Origin of the sequence: Pseudomonas sp. LH21, assembly GCF_036549575.1 — a bacterium.
GTDB classification, from domain to species: Bacteria; Pseudomonadota; Gammaproteobacteria; order Pseudomonadales; family Pseudomonadaceae; genus Aquipseudomonas; species Aquipseudomonas peradeniyensis.
In genome coordinates, this window is sequence record NZ_CP144367.1 from 4,261,758 (window position 1) to 4,277,488 (window position 15,731).

The following is a 15,731-nucleotide window of genomic DNA, read 5'->3' on the forward strand; positions in this document are numbered from 1 at the left end:
TGTCCAATGGGCCTCATCGAAGGGCAAGCCCGCTCCCACGCATGGCGATGAGGCCGTCGATCAATCGCGGAACAACCAGGGCTGGCTGGCGCGGTGCTTGCCCTCGAACGCCTTGATCGCGTCGCTGTCCTGCAGGGTCAGGCCGATATCGTCCAGGCCGTTGAGCAGGCAGTGCTTGCGGAACGCGTCGATCTCGAACTTCAGTACCTTGCCGTCCGGACGGGTCACGGCCTGGGCCTCGAGGTCGATGGTCAGCTGGTAACCCGGGGTGGCCTCGACCTGCTTGAACAGCTCGTCGACCTCGGCAGCGTCGAGAATGATCGGCAGCAGGCCGTTCTTGAAGCTGTTGTTGAAGAAGATGTCGGCGAAGCTCGGCGCGATCACGCTACGGAAACCGTACTCGTCAAGCGCCCACGGGGCATGCTCGCGACTCGAGCCGCAACCGAAGTTTTCCCGCGCCAGCAACACGCTGGCACCCTGGTAACGCGCATGGTTGAGCACGAAATCCTGGTTCAACGGACGCTTGCTGTTGTCCTGGTAAGGCTGACCGACGTCCAGGTAGCGCCACTCATCGAACAGGTTGGGGCCGAAGCCGGTACGCTTGATCGATTTGAGGAACTGCTTGGGAATGATCTGGTCGGTGTCGACGTTGGCACGATCCAATGGCGCGACAAGACCGGTGTGCTGGGTAAAGGCTTTCATGCTGCGCTCCCTTGGATCAACTCGCGGACATCGATGAAGTGGCCGGTCACCGCGGCGGCGGCGGCCATGGCCGGGCTGACCAGGTGGGTACGACCACCGGCGCCCTGGCGGCCTTCGAAGTTGCGGTTTGAGGTGGACGCGCAGTGCTCGCCGCTCTCCAGGCGGTCCGGGTTCATCGCCAGGCACATCGAGCAGCCCGGTTCACGCCACTCGAAACCGGCCTCGAGGAAGATCTTGTCCAACCCTTCGCGCTCGGCCTGGGCCTTGACCAGGCCCGAGCCCGGCACTACCAGCGCCTGCTTGACATTGGCGGCGACCTTGCGGCCCTTGGCGATCTCGGCCGCGGCGCGCAGGTCTTCGATGCGCGAGTTGGTGCACGAGCCGATGAACACGCGGTCGAGCTTGATGTCGGTGATTGCCTGGTTGGCGGCCAGACCCATGTACTTGAGGGCGCGCTCGATCGAGCCGCGCTTGATCAGGTCGGGCTCGGCGGCCGGGTCCGGCACGCGCTGGTCGACGGCCAGGACCATCTCCGGCGAAGTACCCCAGCTGACCTGCGGCTTGATCTGCGCGGCGTCGAGTTCGACCACGGTATCGAATACGGCATCGGCGTCGGACACCAGGGCTTTCCAGGCCTCGACGGCCTGCGTCCACTGCTCGCCCTTCGGCGCGTACGGACGGCCTTCGACATAGGCGACGGTAGTGCCGTCGACAGCCACCAGGCCTACCCGGGCCCCGGCTTCGATGGACATGTTGCAGATGGTCATGCGGCCTTCCATCGACAGCTCGCGGATGGCGCTGCCGGCGAACTCCATGGCGTGGCCGTTGCCGCCGGCGGTGCCGATCTTGCCGATCACGGCGAGGACGATGTCCTTGGCGGTGACGCCGGCGGGCAACTCACCCTCGACGCGCACCAGCATGTTCTTCATTTTCTTGGCCACCAGGCACTGGGTGGCGAGCACGTGCTCGACCTCGGAGGTGCCGATGCCATGGGCCAGGGCGCCGAACGCACCGTGGGTGGAGGTGTGCGAGTCGCCGCAGACCACGGTCATGCCCGGCAAGGTCGCGCCCTGCTCCGGGCTGATGACATGGACGATACCCTGACGCTCGTCATTCATCTTGAATTCGACGATGCCATATTCGTCACAGTTCTCATCGAGGGTCTGCACCTGAAGGCGCGACACCTGGTCGACGATGGCCTCGATACCGCCCTTGCGCTCCGGCGTGGTCGGCACGTTATGGTCGGGGGTGGCGATGTTGGCGTCGATGCGCCACGGTTTGCGGCTGGCCAGGCGCAGGCCTTCGAAAGCCTGGGGCGAAGTCACTTCGTGGATGATGTGGCGGTCGATGTAGATCAAGGACGAGCCGTCATCGCGGCGCTTGACCTCATGAGCTTCCCAGAGTTTGTCGTAGAGCGTTTTGCCAGCCATCAGACTGTTCCTCATCAGCGTCTTTCTATGCCAAAGACCCCTTGGCTTGTACGGACGATGCTATGGCGATAGATTGAATAACTCAAATTCATAATTTTCATGCTTTGCATAACCATTAGGAATTCAAATAGATGGACCTGGCCAACCTCAGCGCCTTCATCGCCATCGCCGAAACCGGCAGTTTTTCCGGGGCGGGCGAACGCCTGCACCTGACCCAGCCGGCCATCAGCAAACGCATCGCCGGCCTTGAGCAGCAACTGGACGTGCGCCTGTTCGACCGCCTGGGCCGCGAGGTCACCCTCACCGAGGCCGGCCGCGCCCTGCTGCCCCGCGCCTACCAAATCCTCAACGTACTCGATGATACCCGCCGCGCCCTGACCAACCTCACCGGGGCGGTGAGCGGTCGCCTGACACTGGCCACCAGCCATCACATCGGCCTGCACCGCCTGCCGCCGCTGCTGCGTGCCTTCACCCGCCAGTACCCGGCGGTGGCCCTGGATATCCAGTTCCTCGACTCGGAGGCGGCCTACGACGAAGTACTGCACGGCCGCGCCGAAATTGCCGTGATCACCCTGGCGCCCGAGCCGCACCACCTGGTACGGGCAGTGCCGGTGTGGGACGACGCCCTGGACTTCGTCGCCTCGCCCGAGCACCCGCTGGCCAGCAACGGCGCGGTCAGCCTGGCCGACGTGGCGCGCCACCCGGCGGTGTTCCCCGGCGGCAACACCTTCACCCACCATATCGTCCAGCGCCTGTTCGAGAGCCAGGGCCTGGTGCCGAACATCGCCATGAGCACCAACTACCTGGAAACCATCAAGATGATGGTGTCGATCGGCCTGGCGTGGAGCGTGCTGCCACGTACTATGCTCGATGAACAGGTGGCGCCCATCGCCCTGCCCGGCATACAGCTGTCACGCCAGCTAGGCTACATACTGCATACCGAACGCACGCTGTCGAACGCGGCCAGGGCCTTCATGGCCTTGCTCGACAGCCATGCAGGGTCCGCCTGACCGCTCGTCAGTACGGCATGACATCCACAAGGACGCGTTTTCCGCCAAAGGTCTGGTACCGATGCCCAAATCAGCAAACCGCTTTCCGCGCCTGCCACGCATCCCTGCGGCCGATCCCCAGGAATCGGAGCTGGCCTGGCAGAACGCTCCCCAGCTGCTGGCCGCGCTCAACGGCGCGCGCCTGGGCGCCTGGCTGTGGGACATCGAGAGTGGCCGGGTGAGCTGGTCACGGGGCACCCAGGCACTGTTCGGCTTCGATCCGCAGCGCCCGCTGCCCAACGACGTCGACTACCTGGACCTGCTTCCCGAGGAAGACCGCGCCCGCACCCGCCAGGCATTCCAGGCCGTGGTCAACGGCGAGCCGGTGGAGCAGGCCATGCGCCACCGCATCCGCTGGCCCGATGGCAGCGTGCACTGGCTGGAGATCAACGGCAGCCTGACCCACGACCCCCATGGCCGGCCACAGATGATCGGGGTCATTCGCGAAATCACCCGCCAGCGCGAGCGGGAAACCGCGCTGATCAACTCGGAAAAGCGCTTCGCCACCCTGTTCCACCTCAGCCCCAACGCCATCCTCCTGACCCGCCGCCATGACGGCCTGATCATCGAGGTCAACCAGCATTTCGAGCACATGTTCGGCTGGCCGGGCGCCCAGGTGGTCGGCAAGACCAGCCTGGAGCTGGGCCTGTGGGTCAATCCCGAACAGCGCCACCTGGTGATGGACGCCACCCGCGCCGGCAGCGGGCCGTTCACCCTGGAGGTGCAGTTCCGTGCCACCAGCGGCAAGATCCACGACGGCATCCTCTGCACCCAGGGCATCGAACTCGAAGGCGTCACCTACCTGATCAGCACCTTCGTCGACACCACCGAGCGCAAACGCGCCGAACAGGCGCTCAAGGACAGCCAGGAGCGCCTCGACCTGGCCCTGGACTCGGCCCAGCTCGGCACCTGGGACTGGCACATCCCCAGCGGCATGCTCTACGGCTCGGCCCGCGCCGCCCAGTTGCACGGGCTGGACCCGGTACCGTTCCACGAGTCGTTCGAGGCGTTCTTCGAAGGCGTGCCCGAACACGAGCGCAGCGCCATGCGCCAGGCCTACCGCAGCCTGCGCGAGGGGCCGGCGGGCAACTACCAGATCACCTACCGCGTGCAACTGGACAACGGCGCCTCGCGCTATATCGAAAGCCGCGCCCGGCTATATCGCGACGACCAGGGCAACCCGCTGCGCATGGCCGGCACCCTGCTCGACATCACCGACCAGGTCGAGCGCGAACAACGCCTGAGCGCCTCGGAAGAAAAATTCGCCAGCCTGTTCCAGGTCAGCCCCGACCCGATCTGCGTGACCCGCCAGGACACCGGCCAGTTCATCGAGATCAACCCGGCCTTCAGCCAGACCTTCGGCTGGAACCCGGAGCAGATCCTCGGCCAGACCGCCGAGGAGATCGGCCTGTGGGCCGAATCGGCCGAGCGCGCCCAGCGCATCGAGCGGGTGATCCGCGACCAGGCCCTGAGCAACGTGGCGGTGGTGGTCAACCACCGCAACGGCACGCCGCTGACCTGCGTGATCTCCAGTCGCCTGATCAGCGTCGACAGCCAGCCCTGCAGCGTCACCACCCTGCGCGACATCACCCAGCAGCAACGCGCCGAGGCGGCGCTCAAGGCCAGCGAGGAAAAATTCGCCAAGGCGTTCCACTCCAGCCCCGACGCCATCACCATCACCGAACGCCAGAGCGGGCGCTACGTGGAGGTCAACGACGGCTTCAGCCGGCTGACCGGCTACAGCCCCGAGGAAGTGGTGGGGCGCACGGTCTACGAGATCGGCATCTGGGCCGACGAAAAACAGCGCGCCGCCCTGCTCAACGAACTGCGCGAGCGCGGCCGCGTGCATCACCGCGAGATGCTCGGGCGCAACAAGCGCGGCGACATCCTCACCGTGGAAGTCTCGGTGGAGCCGATCAGCCTCAACGAAACCGACTGCCTGCTGCTCACCGCCCGCGACGTCAGCCTGCTGAAGAACGCCCAGGCGCAGATCCGCCACCTGGCCTACCACGACCCGCTGACCAACCTGCCCAACCGCGCCCTGCTGATGGACCGCCTGAGCCAGCAGATCGCCCTGCTCAAGCGCCACAACCTGCGCGGCGCGCTGCTGTTCCTCGACCTCGACCACTTCAAGCACATCAACGACTCCCTCGGCCATCCGGTGGGCGACACGGTGCTGAAGATCATCACCGCCCGCCTCGAGGCCAGCGTGCGCCTTGAGGACACCGTGGCGCGCCTGGGTGGCGACGAGTTCGTGGTGCTGCTCAGCGGCCTGGAGGGCAGCCGCGAGGTGGTCGAGACCCGGGTCCGCGAGCTGGCCGACACCCTGCGCGAGCTGCTGGCCGAGCCGATGTCGCTGGACGGCCAGCGCCTGCAGGTGACGCCGAGCATCGGCGTGGCGCTGATTCCCGACCATGGCGCCACCCCCGCCGACCTGCTCAAGCGCGCCGACATCGCCCTGTACCGGGCCAAGGACTCCGGCCGCAACACCACCCAGCTGTTCCACACCACCATGCAGAAGGCCGCCAGCGAGCGCCTGCGCATGGAAAGCGACCTGCGCCTGGCCCTGGCCCGGGGCGAACTGGCCTTGCACTTCCAGCCCCAGGTCGATGCCCGCGACAACCGCATCGTCGGCGCCGAGGTGCTGCTGCGCTGGCACCACCCGCAACTGGGCCAGCAACCGCCGGCGCAGTTCATCCAGGTGCTGGAGGAAAGCGGCCTGATCCTCGAAGTCGGCAGCTGGATCCTCGACGAGGCCTGCGATGCCTGCGCGCGCATGCTCGCGGACGGCCTGATCGACGCCGACGACTTCAGCCTGTGCGTCAACATCAGCCCGCGGCAGTTCCGCCAGAACGACTTCGTCGAGCGGGTGCTGCGCAGCCTCGACGACTACCGCCTGCCGCGGCGCATGCTGACGCTGGAGATCACCGAAGGCATCGTCATCCAGAACCTGGAGGACACCATCAGCAAGATGCGCGAGCTCAAGGGCTACGGCGTGAGCTTCGCCATGGACGACTTCGGCACCGGGTATTCCTCGCTCACCTACCTCAAGCGCCTGCCGGTGGATGCGCTGAAGATCGACCAGACCTTCGTGCGCGACGCGCCGGTCGACCCCAACGACGCCGAGATCGTCCGCGCCATCGTCGCCATGGCCCGCAGCCTGGAACTGGCGGTGATTGCCGAGGGCGTGGAGCTGAGCGAGCAGCTGGAATTCCTCGAGCGGCTGGGTTGCCACCTGTACCAGGGCTACCTGCACAGCCGGCCGCTACCGTTGCCGGAGTTCCGCCAGATGCTGCTGGAGGCGCCGGCGGATTACTGAACTGACCTGGTAACAGTTCACGCATGGCGTGGGAGCGGGCTTGCCCCGCGATTGCGGTATGAGACCCAGCATTGCAATCGCGGGACAAGCCCGCTCCCACGCCAGTCAAAGGGCATTCATCCCCAGCACAAAGCAGAAAGGGCACCCGAAGGTGCCCTTTGTTTCATCCCGCCGAACTCAGTTCAGCGCCGGCTTCTCGCCGTTGATCGGGATGCGCTTGGCCTTGGCTTCTTCCGGCACGATGCGCAGCAGCTCGATGCTGAGCAGGCCGTTGGCCAGGCCCGCGCCCTTGACTTCGATATGGTCGGCCAGGCGGAACGACAGCTTGAAGGCGCGCTGGGCAATGCCCTGGTGCAGGAAGGTGACGCCTTCGCCTGTGTTGTCACGCTTGCCGCCGGTCACGGTCAGAACGCCTTTTTCGACCTGCAGGTCGAGGTCCTGTTCCTGGAAGCCGGCTGCGGCAACCACGATGCGATAGTGGTCATCGCCATGCTTTTCCACGTTGTAGGGCGGGTAGCTGCTACCAGCCTCGTTACGGGCGGCGGCTTCGAACAGGTCGTTGAAACGGTCGAAACCGACGGAGTTGCGGAAAAGCGGTGCGAGAGAGAAAGCGGTAGTCATGGTCATTAACTCCTGAGATTTCAGCAAGTAAAGTCACTACGCGACCCGACTTCGGCATCGCGTACTCAAGAGATATGTCCGGCCAAAAGGCTTTCAAGGGCTGGCCTGAAAAAATTTTCGACTGGGTATGGCTTCGTGGGAGCGGACTTGCCCCGCGATCGCGCCAGCTCAGGCGACACAAGCCTCGACGGCCTGCAACTCCATCCCCAGCAAGCCACTGATCCGCTGGCAGTCATCCTCCCGACGCAACTCGGTGAACAGCGCCACCGCTTCGGGATAGCCACGGGTCAGCATCGCCAGCCACTGTTTCATCCGCCCCGGCGCGTAGCGCGGCGACAGCTTGTCCTGGGCCTGGCGCCAGAACTCGCGCAGCAGCGGCAGCAACTCGTCCCAGCTCATCGGCTGGTACTCGGCGCCATCGCGGGCCGCGGCGATCTGCAGGGCCAGGTCCGGACGCGACACCAGCCCACGGCCCAGCATGATATCCCTGGCGCCACTGACCTCGCGGCAGCGCCGCCAATCATCGACCGTCCAGATCTCGCCATTGGCGAACACCGGCACCGCGACCACATCCTGCACCCGCGCCACCCACTCCCAGTGGGCCGGCGGCTTGTAGCCCTCGACCTTGGTCCGCGCATGCACCACCAGGTGCGCCGAGCCGCCTTCGGCCAGCGCCCTGGCGCAGTCCAACGCGCCGTCGGGGCTGTCGTAGCCCAGGCGCATCTTCGAGGTCACCGGAATATGCGCCGGCACCGCGCGACGCACCTCGCGGACGATCGCATGCAGCAGCTCGGGCTCCTTGAGCAGCACCGCCCCGCCCCGGGACTTGTTGACGGTCTTGGCCGGGCAACCGAAGTTCAGGTCGATGACCGGCGCGCCCAGCTCGCAGGCCAGGGCCGCGTTTTCAGCCAGGCACACAGGATCCGAGCCGAGCAGCTGTACACGCATCGGCACGCCGGCGGCGGTGCGCGCGCCCTGGCGCAGCTCTGGCGCCAGCTTGTCGAACGACGACGCCGGCAGCAGGCGGTCGCAGACGCGGATGAACTCGGTGACGCACCAATCGATGCCGCCCACCCGGGTCAGGACGTCGCGCAGGATGTTGTCGACCAGCCCCTCCATCGGGGCCAGGGCAATTTGCATTTCAGGGTCTCGCCACGCAAAAGGCGGCAGTCTAGCAAAAAACCGCCGCGCTTCAGCGGCCGGTCAGCGCCGGACCGTAACCATCGAGGAATTCCGCCGGCATGCGCTTGGGCTTGCCGCTGGACAGCTCGATGCAGGCGAAGGTGGTCTGCGCCCGCAGCAAGGTGACGCCGTCACTCGGGCGCTTGAGCTGGAAGCGTCGGGTCATGCGCAGGCGCTGGTCCCAGTCGACGATCCAGGTGCCCAGCTGCAGCTCGTCGTCCTCATAGGCGGCGGCGAGGTAGTCGATTTCATGGCGAACCACGGCCATCGCCCGGTCCAGCCGGCGATACTCGGCCAGGTCCAGCCCCAGGCGCTGGGAATGGCGCCAGGCACAGCGCTCCAGCCAGGTGACATAGACGGCGTTGTTGGCGTGGCCGAGGCCGTCGATGTCCTCGCTGCCGACGCGTAGGTCGATGATGAATGGTGTTGCCAGATCCCAACTCATGCCCGCTCCTGGTGTTCAGTGACCGGGCAGAGTGTAACGGATGCTCAGGCGCTTTGCCGCGCGCGCTGGCTGGAGCGCGCCAGCAGTTCCATCACCGCCTCGCCCAGGCGCGGGTCGGCCAGCACCCGCTGATGGCCACCCTCTTCCAGCAGCAGCAAACGGCTGTCGAACCAGGCCTGGTGAATCACCGGCGCCTCGCCGGCCGGCACCACCGGATCGTCCTCGGCATGCACTACCAGGCCCGGCACATCCAGCTGATAGCCACTGACATCCAGGCGCGCCACCTGGACGCCGACATCCCGCTCCACCTGGCGGATGAACGCGGCCCTGGCCCGGGCCGGCAGGCCAAGGCGCCGTGCGAAGCCGCGCAGCACACCAAGCAGGCGTGCCGGCGCGGCGATGCTGACCGCCGCATCGGTGCGCAGCCCCCATTGCAGGGCCAACAACAGGCTGGCGCCGCCCATGGAGTGGCCAATCACTGCCCGCAACGGCGGCAGCTCGGCGGCGGCCTCCAGCAAGGCCCGGGCAAACGCCACCACATGCGCCTGCTCGCCGGGCGAGCGCCCATGGGCCGGCCCTTCCAGCGACACCACGGTGTGGCCGCTGTCGACCAGCCGCTCGATCAGCGCCGCGAACTGGGTCGGACGCCCTTCCCAGCCGTGCATCAGCAACACCGTCGGTCCCTGCCCCCAGCGCAGCGCCGACAGCCCGAAGCGCAGGGTAATGCGCTCGGCGCGGGCCAGCAGCGGCAGCTCCCAGGATTTGGGCGGCAAGGTGCGCGGCGTCATGAAGGCACGACGCATCTTGCCGGCGACATGCTCGGGGACCAGGTGGCCGAGGGTGCCATTGACGCCACGAATCCAGCTCAAAGTAGTCATCGCCTTGCTCCAGGGTCAGGTTGCTCAGATCACCGCCGACTTGGCGGCGCGCAGGATACGGTCGGACAGCTCGCCATCGCCCAGGGCACGGGCCACGGCCAGGCCACCCACCATCAGGGCGAAATCGGCCAGCGCCTTGTCGATGTCTTCGGGGCGATCGACCATCTGTGCGGTCATCAGCTCGATGTGTTCGGCCAGCACGTTGCGAAACGCCTCCGGCAGACGTTGCATCTCGCTCAGCGCATTGGGGATCGGACACGCCTGCACCTCGGAATCTCGGTGCTTGCGCGACAGGTAGAAGGCCGCGACCAGGGCCCGACGCCCGGCACCGTCAAGGGCGGGATCGACCTGAGCGAGCAAGGCGCGGCGTTCGCCGAGCAACTGGCTGAACGCCTCGAGCATGAGCTCGTCCTTGCTGTCGAAGTGGGCATAGAAGCCGCCGACTGTCAGCCCCGCGGCGCCCATGACCTGGCTGACGCTCGGCTCGGCCGGCCCCTGCTGGACCAGCGCGCTGCGGGCGGCATCGAGGATGCGTTCGCGGGTCTTGCTCTTCTTGTCGCTCATGGCTCACCTCAAAACATTATGACCATAATATTATGCTCATAATATTTTCTGGCAAGCGGAATCTGCGGCCACTGATCGGCGCAGCGACAGTTTTCGGGAGGCCGAAAAAACAAAAGGCCCATTCAATAATCGAATGAGCCTTATAAGTCCTGCAAAACGCAGGTAAAAAATTGGCGTCCCCTAGGGGACTCGAACCCCTGTTACCGCCGTGAAAGGGCGGTGTCCTAGGCCACTAGACGAAGGGGACTTTAACCTTCGTGCCGACTCGCTGCTGCGAATCGTGGCGAATTGGTGGAGCTAAGCGGGATCGAACCGCTGACCTCCTGCATGCCATGCAGGCGCTCTCCCAGCTGAGCTATAGCCCCGAGTAAAACAAATGACTCACCGATCTGGATGATGAGTCATTCAACTCCCGCAAACGCGGGTAAAAGTGGCGTCCCCTAGGGGACTCGAACCCCTGTTACCGCCGTGAAAGGGCGGTGTCCTAGGCCACTAGACGAAGGGGACGTAACCTTCGTGCCGACCCGCTTTCGCGAATCGCGGCAAAATTGGTGGAGCTAAGCGGGATCGAACCGCTGACCTCCTGCATGCCATGCAGGCGCTCTCCCAGCTGAGCTATAGCCCCGGATTTCTAGCCTCGCGGCCCAGCGACATGGTGAAACATCGCTTGTGTGAAACTGGCGTCCCCTAGGGGACTCGAACCCCTGTTACCGCCGTGAAAGGGCGGTGTCCTAGGCCACTAGACGAAGGGGACGAACCTTCTTACCTTCAAGACCCGTTTGCTGGAACCGGTCTTGCCTGACGGCCTTGGCCATCAGTCGGAATTTGGTGGAGCTAAGCGGGATCGAACCGCTGACCTCCTGCATGCCATGCAGGCGCTCTCCCAGCTGAGCTATAGCCCCACAATGTCGCTCTGAACCGAAGCGCTGGCTGGGTGCCTGGCGTTTCGTTTTCGTTCATCGCTGTGGACGGGGCGCATATTAAGATCGGATTGCAGGGCTGTCAAACGAATTTTTGAAAATATTCAAAATTTTTTTCACAGATAACAATCACTTACCGCCCTGCCCTGCTGAATCAGAGCGCCGTTCCCTTGTAGGAGCGGCCTTGTGTCGCGAAAGGACCGCAAAGCGGTCCCTCGATTTCAGCATCAGTGCATAAATCACTGGGGCCGCCATGCGGCCCTTTCGCGGCACAAGGCCGCTCCAACAGAATCGGTGAAAGCTGGATCAGGCGATGTTCGCCAGCAGCTTCTCCCACTCCTTGTTTTCCTTCTTCGACACGCCACCGAGCAGGTCGATGGCCTGGCGCAGGCGGTAGCGGGTCAGATCGGGACCGAGGATTTCCATGGCGTCGAGCACCGACACCGAGCTGGCCTGACCGGTGATGGCGGCGAACATCAGCGGCATGGCATCGCGCAGTTTGAACTCCAGCGACTCGACCACGGCCTGGATGCAGCCGGTGATGCGGTCCTTTTCCCACTGACGCAGGCTTTCCAGCTTCCACAGGATCAGCTGCATCACCTGGCGTACCTGGTCGGCCGACAGCTTCTTGCTCTCGAACAGCTTGGCGTCGAGCTTGAGCGCGCCTTCGAAGAAGAAGCCACCCAGCGGGGCGACCTGGCTGAAGGTCTCGACCCGGCCCTGCACGTGCGGGGCGATCTTCATCATGTAGTCGCTGTTGAACGCCCACTTCTGCACGCGCGCGGCGAACTCTTCCACCGGCAGCTCACGCAGCCACTGGCCGTTCAGCCACGACAACTTCTCGATGTCGAAGATCGGACCGCCCAGGGAGATGCGCGACAGGTCGAAGTGCTCGACCATCTCGGCCAGCGAGAACTTCTCGCGCTCGTCCGGCATCGACCAGCCCATGCGGCCCAGGTAGTTGAGCATCGCTTCGGGCATGAAGCCCATGCGCTCGTAGAAGGTCACCGAGGTCGGGTTCTTGCGCTTGGACAGCTTGCTCTTGTCGGGGTTGCGCAGCAGCGGCATGTAGCACAGCTTGGGCTGTTCCCAGCCGAAGTACTCATACAGCTTGATCAGCTTGGGCGCCGACGGCAGCCACTCTTCGCCGCGCAGCACGTGGGTGATGCCCATCAGGTGATCGTCGACCACGTTGGCCAGGAAGTACGTCGGCAAGCCGTCGTTCTTCATCAATACCTGCATGTCCATGCGGTCCCACGGGATCTCGACGTCGCCACGGAGCATGTCCGGCACCACGCAGACGCCTTCGCTCGGCACCTTCATGCGGATCACGTGCGGCTCGCCAGCGGCCAGGCGGCGCTGCACTTCCTCGTCGCTCAGCAGCAGGGCGCGGCCATCGTAGCGCGGGGTTTCGCCGCGGGCCATCTGCTCGGCACGCATCTGCTCCAGCTCTTCGGCGGTGCAGAAGCAGTAGAAGGCGTGGCCGGCGTCGACCAGCTGCTTGGCGTACTTGGCATAGATCTCGCCACGCTCGCTCTGCCGGTACGGACCGTGCGGGCCGCCGACATCCGGGCCTTCGTTCCATTCGATGCCGAGCCAGCGCAGGGCGTCGAAGATCTGCTGCTCGGACTCGCGGGTGGAGCGCAACTGGTCGGTGTCTTCGATCCGCAGGATGAACTCACCGCCGTGCTGCTTGGCGAAGCAGTAGTTGAACAGGGCGATGTAGGCGGTGCCGACATGGGGGTCGCCGGTGGGCGATGGCGCGATGCGCGTACGAACGGTGGTCATGGAGAGTCTCGGACAAAGAGAAACAAAGGCGGAATGTTAGCAGGGAGCGGGCACCGGGCTCCAGCAATGGCGCGATCGTCACTTGTGAGCGTCCCGTCGAGCGCTGTTATATTTGCTTACATTTTCGCAATGACAGTCTCCCATGCCCACTCCACTCAAACGTCGCCTGCTGGTCTTCCTCTCCCTGGTGCTGCTGGTCGGCCTCGCCTTCCTGGCCCACTGGTACTTCAAGGGGCGCTTCTTCGAGACCACCGACAACGCCTATGTGCAGGGCGAGATCACCCGTATCTCCAGCCAGCTGGGCGCGCGTATCGACGAGGTGCGGGTCGAGGACAACCAGCACGTGCGCAAGGGCGACCTTTTGGTGCGCCTGGAAGTCGCCGACTTCGAACTGGCCGTCGAGCGCGCCCGCGCCGCCCTGGCCACCCGCGAGGCGGAACTGGCCCAGGCGCGCAGCCGCCTGACCCAGCAAGGCAGCCTGATCGCGGCCGGCCAGGCCCAGGTCGCCGCCAGCCAGGCCACCCTCGACCGCTCGCAACTGGACCTCAACCGCGCTCAGGCCCTGCGCAAGCCAGGCTTCGTCTCCGAAGAGCGGGTCACCACCCTGTCGGCGGAAAGCCATGTCGCCCGTTCCCAGGTGGACAAGGCCCAGGCCGACCTCAAGGGCCAGCGCCAGCAGGTCGACGCCCTGAACGCCGAACTCAAGCGCCTCGACGCGCAGATCGCCAATGCCCGCGCCGACCTGGCCCAGGCCGAGCTGAACCTGACCCGTTGCGCGATCCACGCGCCGATCAGCGGCACCATCGGCCAGCGCAGCGCCCGCAACGGCCAGGTGGTCCAGGCCGGCGCCTACCTGCTGTCGATCGTCCCCGACGAGGACATCTGGGTGCAGGCCAACTTCAAGGAAACCCAGATCGGCCGGATGCACCCCGGCCAGCGTGCCGAACTGCTGTTCGACAGCTACCCCGACACCCCGATCGAAGGCCGCGTGAACAGCCTGTTCGCCGCTTCCGGCGCGCAGTTCAGCCTGTTGCCGCCGGACAACGCCACCGGCAACTTCACCAAGGTGGTGCAGCGCATTCCGGTCAAGCTGACCTTCGCCGCCGACAACCCGTTGCATGGACGCATCCGCCCAGGCATGTCGGTCACTGCCACGGTCGACCTGCGCGATGGGGATGCGGATGGCCGGTGACCCGCTGCTGCGCCCCACCGCGGAGCCGACCCGGCGCGACTGGATCGCGGTGATGAGCGTGATGCTCGGCGCCTTCATGGCGGTGCTGGACATCCAGATCACCAACTCTTCGCTCAAGGACATCCAGGGCGCGCTGTCGGCGACCCTGGAGGAAGGCTCGTGGATCTCCACCTCCTACCTGGTGGCCGAGATCATCATGATCCCGCTGACCGCCTGGCTGGTGCAGCTACTCTCAGCCCGGCGCCTGGCGGTGTGGGTGTCGCTGGGCTTCCTGGTGTCGTCGCTGCTGTGCTCGATGGCCTGGAACCTCGAGAGCATGATCGTGTTCCGCGCCCTGCAAGGCTTCACCGGCGGCGCGCTGATCCCGCTGGCGTTCACCCTGACCCTGATCAAGCTGCCCGAACACCACCGCGCCAAGGGCATGGCCATGTTCGCCATGACCGCCACCTTCGCCCCCTCCATCGGCCCGACCCTGGGCGGCTGGCTGACCGAGAACTGGGGCTGGGAATACATCTTCTACATCAACATCCCGCCGGGGCTGGTGATGATCGCCGGCCTGCTGTACGGGCTGGAGAAGAAGGAAGCACATTGGGAACTGCTCAAGAGCACCGACTACGCCGGTATCGTCACCCTCGGCCTGGGCCTGGGCTGCCTGCAGGTGTTTCTCGAGGAGGGGCATCGCAAGGACTGGCTGGAATCGAACCTGATCGTAAGCCTCGGCAGCGTCGCCCTGCTCAGCCTGATCCTGTTCGTGATCCTGCAGTTCTCCCGCCCGCACCCGCTGATCAACCTGCGCATCCTCGGCAACCGCAACTTTGGCCTGTCGAGCATCGCCAGCCTGGGCATGGGCGTCGGCCTGTACGGGTCGATCTACCTGCTGCCGCTATACCTTGCGCAGATCCAGGGCTACAACGCCCTGCAGATCGGCGAGGTGATCATGTGGATGGGCGTGCCGCAGCTGTTCCTGATCCCGCTGGTGCCGCAGTTGATGAAGGTGATCCCGCCCAAGGTGCTGTGCGCCCTGGGCTTTTGCCTGTTCGGCGCGGCCAGCTTCGGCTCCGGGGTGCTCAACCCGGACTTCGCCGGCCCGCAGTTCAATCAGATCCAGGTAATCCGCGCCCTTGGCCAGCCGATGATCATGGTGACCATCTCGCTGATTGCCACGGCCTACATCCAGCCCCAGGACGCGGGCTCGGCGTCGAGCCTGTTCAATATCCTGCGCAACCTGGGCGGCGCCATCGGCATTGCCTTGCTGGCGACGCTGCTGGATGCACGAACCAAGGAATACTTCGACTACCTGCGCGAGGCGGTGGTGCCGAGCAACCCCCAGGTGGCGGAGCGACTGGCGCAGCTGGCAGAGCGGCTGGGCAGCGATAACGCGGCGCTGGGCAAGCTGTCCGAGATTACCCACCAGCAGGCCTTGATCATGGCCTATAACGATGCCTTCCATTTTGTCGGGATCGGGCTGGCGGTGAGCACGCTGGCGGTGTTGCTGACGCGCACGTTGCCGCAGGGGTTGAAGGCGGGTGAGGCGCACTGACACAGTTCACAAACAGAATCTGTCGTGCGGCTGCCGGCCTCTTCGCGGGTAAACCCGCTCCCACAGGATTCGCGTTGACGCTGAACCTGTGGGAGCGGGTT

Annotated in this window: 12 protein-coding genes and 6 tRNA genes; 4 read left to right on the top strand and 14 right to left on the bottom strand. The window is 65.3% G+C overall.

Going from position 1 to position 15,731, the window contains the following annotated elements; all coding sequences use genetic code 11:
• Nucleotides 1-60: 60 nt before the first annotated feature.
• Both leuD and leuC read right to left on the bottom strand, forming a co-directional pair.
• Nucleotides 61-702: a 3-isopropylmalate dehydratase small subunit gene (gene leuD, locus VUG52_RS19380; RefSeq protein ID WP_050704729.1), complete on the bottom strand. Its 642-nt coding sequence runs from the start codon at nucleotides 700-702 to the stop codon at nucleotides 61-63.
• Nucleotides 699-2,132, bottom strand: a complete 1,434-nt coding sequence (leuC, locus tag VUG52_RS19385) for a 3-isopropylmalate dehydratase large subunit (RefSeq protein ID WP_050704728.1) — start codon at nucleotides 2,130-2,132, stop codon at nucleotides 699-701. Before leuC ends, leuD begins: the two co-directional genes overlap by 4 nt.
• A 131-nt stretch (nucleotides 2,133-2,263) precedes the next feature.
• Here leuC and VUG52_RS19390 point away from each other — a divergent pair, with 131 nt between their 5' ends.
• A complete protein-coding gene (locus VUG52_RS19390) occupies nucleotides 2,264-3,142 on the top strand; it encodes a LysR family transcriptional regulator (protein ID WP_028690430.1) in 879 nt (292 codons plus the stop codon).
• A 61-nt stretch (nucleotides 3,143-3,203) separates the two neighbouring features.
• Nucleotides 3,204-6,500, top strand: coding sequence for a PAS domain S-box protein (locus VUG52_RS19395; RefSeq protein WP_331831933.1), 3,297 nt, complete (start codon nucleotides 3,204-3,206; stop codon nucleotides 6,498-6,500).
• A gap of 177 nt (nucleotides 6,501-6,677) precedes the next feature.
• Here the strand turns inward: VUG52_RS19395 and VUG52_RS19400 are convergent, their stop codons facing one another.
• The 12 genes from VUG52_RS19400 to gltX form a co-directional block, all read right to left on the bottom strand.
• Nucleotides 6,678-7,121: an Hsp20 family protein gene (locus VUG52_RS19400; protein ID WP_050704726.1), complete on the bottom strand. Its 444-nt coding sequence runs from the start codon at nucleotides 7,119-7,121 to the stop codon at nucleotides 6,678-6,680.
• Between the two features lie 168 nt (nucleotides 7,122-7,289).
• Entirely contained in the window at nucleotides 7,290-8,261 is a 972-nt protein-coding gene (locus tag VUG52_RS19405; protein WP_331831934.1) for a tRNA dihydrouridine synthase, read from the bottom strand.
• A 52-nt stretch (nucleotides 8,262-8,313) separates the two neighbouring features.
• The gene (locus VUG52_RS19410) at nucleotides 8,314-8,748 is read right to left on the bottom strand and encodes an acyl-CoA thioesterase (protein WP_096048341.1); all 435 of its coding nucleotides are present in this window, start codon (nucleotides 8,746-8,748) and stop codon (nucleotides 8,314-8,316) included.
• A gap of 44 nt (nucleotides 8,749-8,792) precedes the next feature.
• Nucleotides 8,793-9,626 carry an alpha/beta fold hydrolase gene (locus tag VUG52_RS19415; RefSeq protein WP_050704723.1) on the bottom strand — a complete coding sequence of 278 codons (834 nt, stop codon included), beginning with the start codon at nucleotides 9,624-9,626 and terminating at the stop codon, nucleotides 8,793-8,795.
• Nucleotides 9,627-9,650: 24 nt separating this feature from the next.
• Nucleotides 9,651-10,190, bottom strand: coding sequence for a TetR/AcrR family transcriptional regulator (locus VUG52_RS19420; protein ID WP_050704722.1), 540 nt, complete (start codon nucleotides 10,188-10,190; stop codon nucleotides 9,651-9,653).
• A 171-nt stretch (nucleotides 10,191-10,361) separates the two neighbouring features.
• A tRNA-Glu gene (locus VUG52_RS19425) sits at nucleotides 10,362-10,437 on the bottom strand.
• Nucleotides 10,438-10,479: 42 nt separating this feature from the next.
• Nucleotides 10,480-10,555, bottom strand: a tRNA-Ala gene (locus VUG52_RS19430).
• A 66-nt stretch (nucleotides 10,556-10,621) separates the two neighbouring features.
• A tRNA-Glu gene (locus tag VUG52_RS19435) sits at nucleotides 10,622-10,697 on the bottom strand.
• A 42-nt stretch (nucleotides 10,698-10,739) separates the two neighbouring features.
• Nucleotides 10,740-10,815, bottom strand: a tRNA-Ala gene (locus VUG52_RS19440).
• Between the two features lie 53 nt (nucleotides 10,816-10,868).
• Nucleotides 10,869-10,944 (bottom strand) — tRNA-Glu (locus tag VUG52_RS19445).
• Between the two features lie 72 nt (nucleotides 10,945-11,016).
• A tRNA-Ala gene (locus tag VUG52_RS19450) sits at nucleotides 11,017-11,092 on the bottom strand.
• Nucleotides 11,093-11,416: 324 nt separating this feature from the next.
• Nucleotides 11,417-12,898, bottom strand: coding sequence for a glutamate--tRNA ligase (gene gltX, locus VUG52_RS19455; RefSeq protein ID WP_028690423.1), 1,482 nt, complete (start codon nucleotides 12,896-12,898; stop codon nucleotides 11,417-11,419).
• A 142-nt stretch (nucleotides 12,899-13,040) separates the two neighbouring features.
• Here gltX and VUG52_RS19460 point away from each other — a divergent pair, with 142 nt between their 5' ends.
• Together VUG52_RS19460 and VUG52_RS19465 are read left to right on the top strand one after the other, a co-directional pair.
• Complete coding sequence (locus tag VUG52_RS19460; protein WP_331831935.1) at nucleotides 13,041-14,090, top strand: HlyD family secretion protein; 1,050 nt, start codon at nucleotides 13,041-13,043, stop codon at nucleotides 14,088-14,090.
• A gap of 49 nt (nucleotides 14,091-14,139) precedes the next feature.
• On the top strand, nucleotides 14,140-15,630 hold the full coding sequence (locus VUG52_RS19465) for an MDR family MFS transporter (RefSeq protein WP_331833180.1): 1,491 nt from the start codon (nucleotides 14,140-14,142) through the stop codon (nucleotides 15,628-15,630).
• Nucleotides 15,631-15,731: the final 101 nt, after the last annotated feature.

Excerpts from the sequence above, each read along its gene's own strand:
- leuD (WP_050704729.1), bottom strand. The coding sequence starts at position 702 with ATGAAAGCCTTTACCCAGCACACCGGTCTTGTCGCGCCATTGGATCGT.
- leuC (WP_050704728.1), bottom strand. The coding sequence starts at position 2,132 with ATGGCTGGCAAAACGCTCTACGACAAACTCTGGGAAGCTCATGAGGTC.
- VUG52_RS19390 (WP_028690430.1), top strand. The coding sequence starts at position 2,264 with ATGGACCTGGCCAACCTCAGCGCCTTCATCGCCATCGCCGAAACCGGC.
- VUG52_RS19395 (WP_331831933.1), top strand. The coding sequence starts at position 3,204 with ATGCCCAAATCAGCAAACCGCTTTCCGCGCCTGCCACGCATCCCTGCG.
- VUG52_RS19400 (WP_050704726.1), bottom strand. The coding sequence starts at position 7,121 with ATGACTACCGCTTTCTCTCTCGCACCGCTTTTCCGCAACTCCGTCGGT.
- VUG52_RS19405 (WP_331831934.1), bottom strand. The coding sequence starts at position 8,261 with ATGCAAATTGCCCTGGCCCCGATGGAGGGGCTGGTCGACAACATCCTG.
- VUG52_RS19410 (WP_096048341.1), bottom strand. The coding sequence starts at position 8,748 with ATGAGTTGGGATCTGGCAACACCATTCATCATCGACCTACGCGTCGGC.
- VUG52_RS19415 (WP_050704723.1), bottom strand. The coding sequence starts at position 9,626 with ATGACTACTTTGAGCTGGATTCGTGGCGTCAATGGCACCCTCGGCCAC.
- VUG52_RS19420 (WP_050704722.1), bottom strand. The coding sequence starts at position 10,190 with ATGAGCGACAAGAAGAGCAAGACCCGCGAACGCATCCTCGATGCCGCC.
- gltX (WP_028690423.1), bottom strand. The coding sequence starts at position 12,898 with ATGACCACCGTTCGTACGCGCATCGCGCCATCGCCCACCGGCGACCCC.
- VUG52_RS19460 (WP_331831935.1), top strand. The coding sequence starts at position 13,041 with ATGCCCACTCCACTCAAACGTCGCCTGCTGGTCTTCCTCTCCCTGGTG.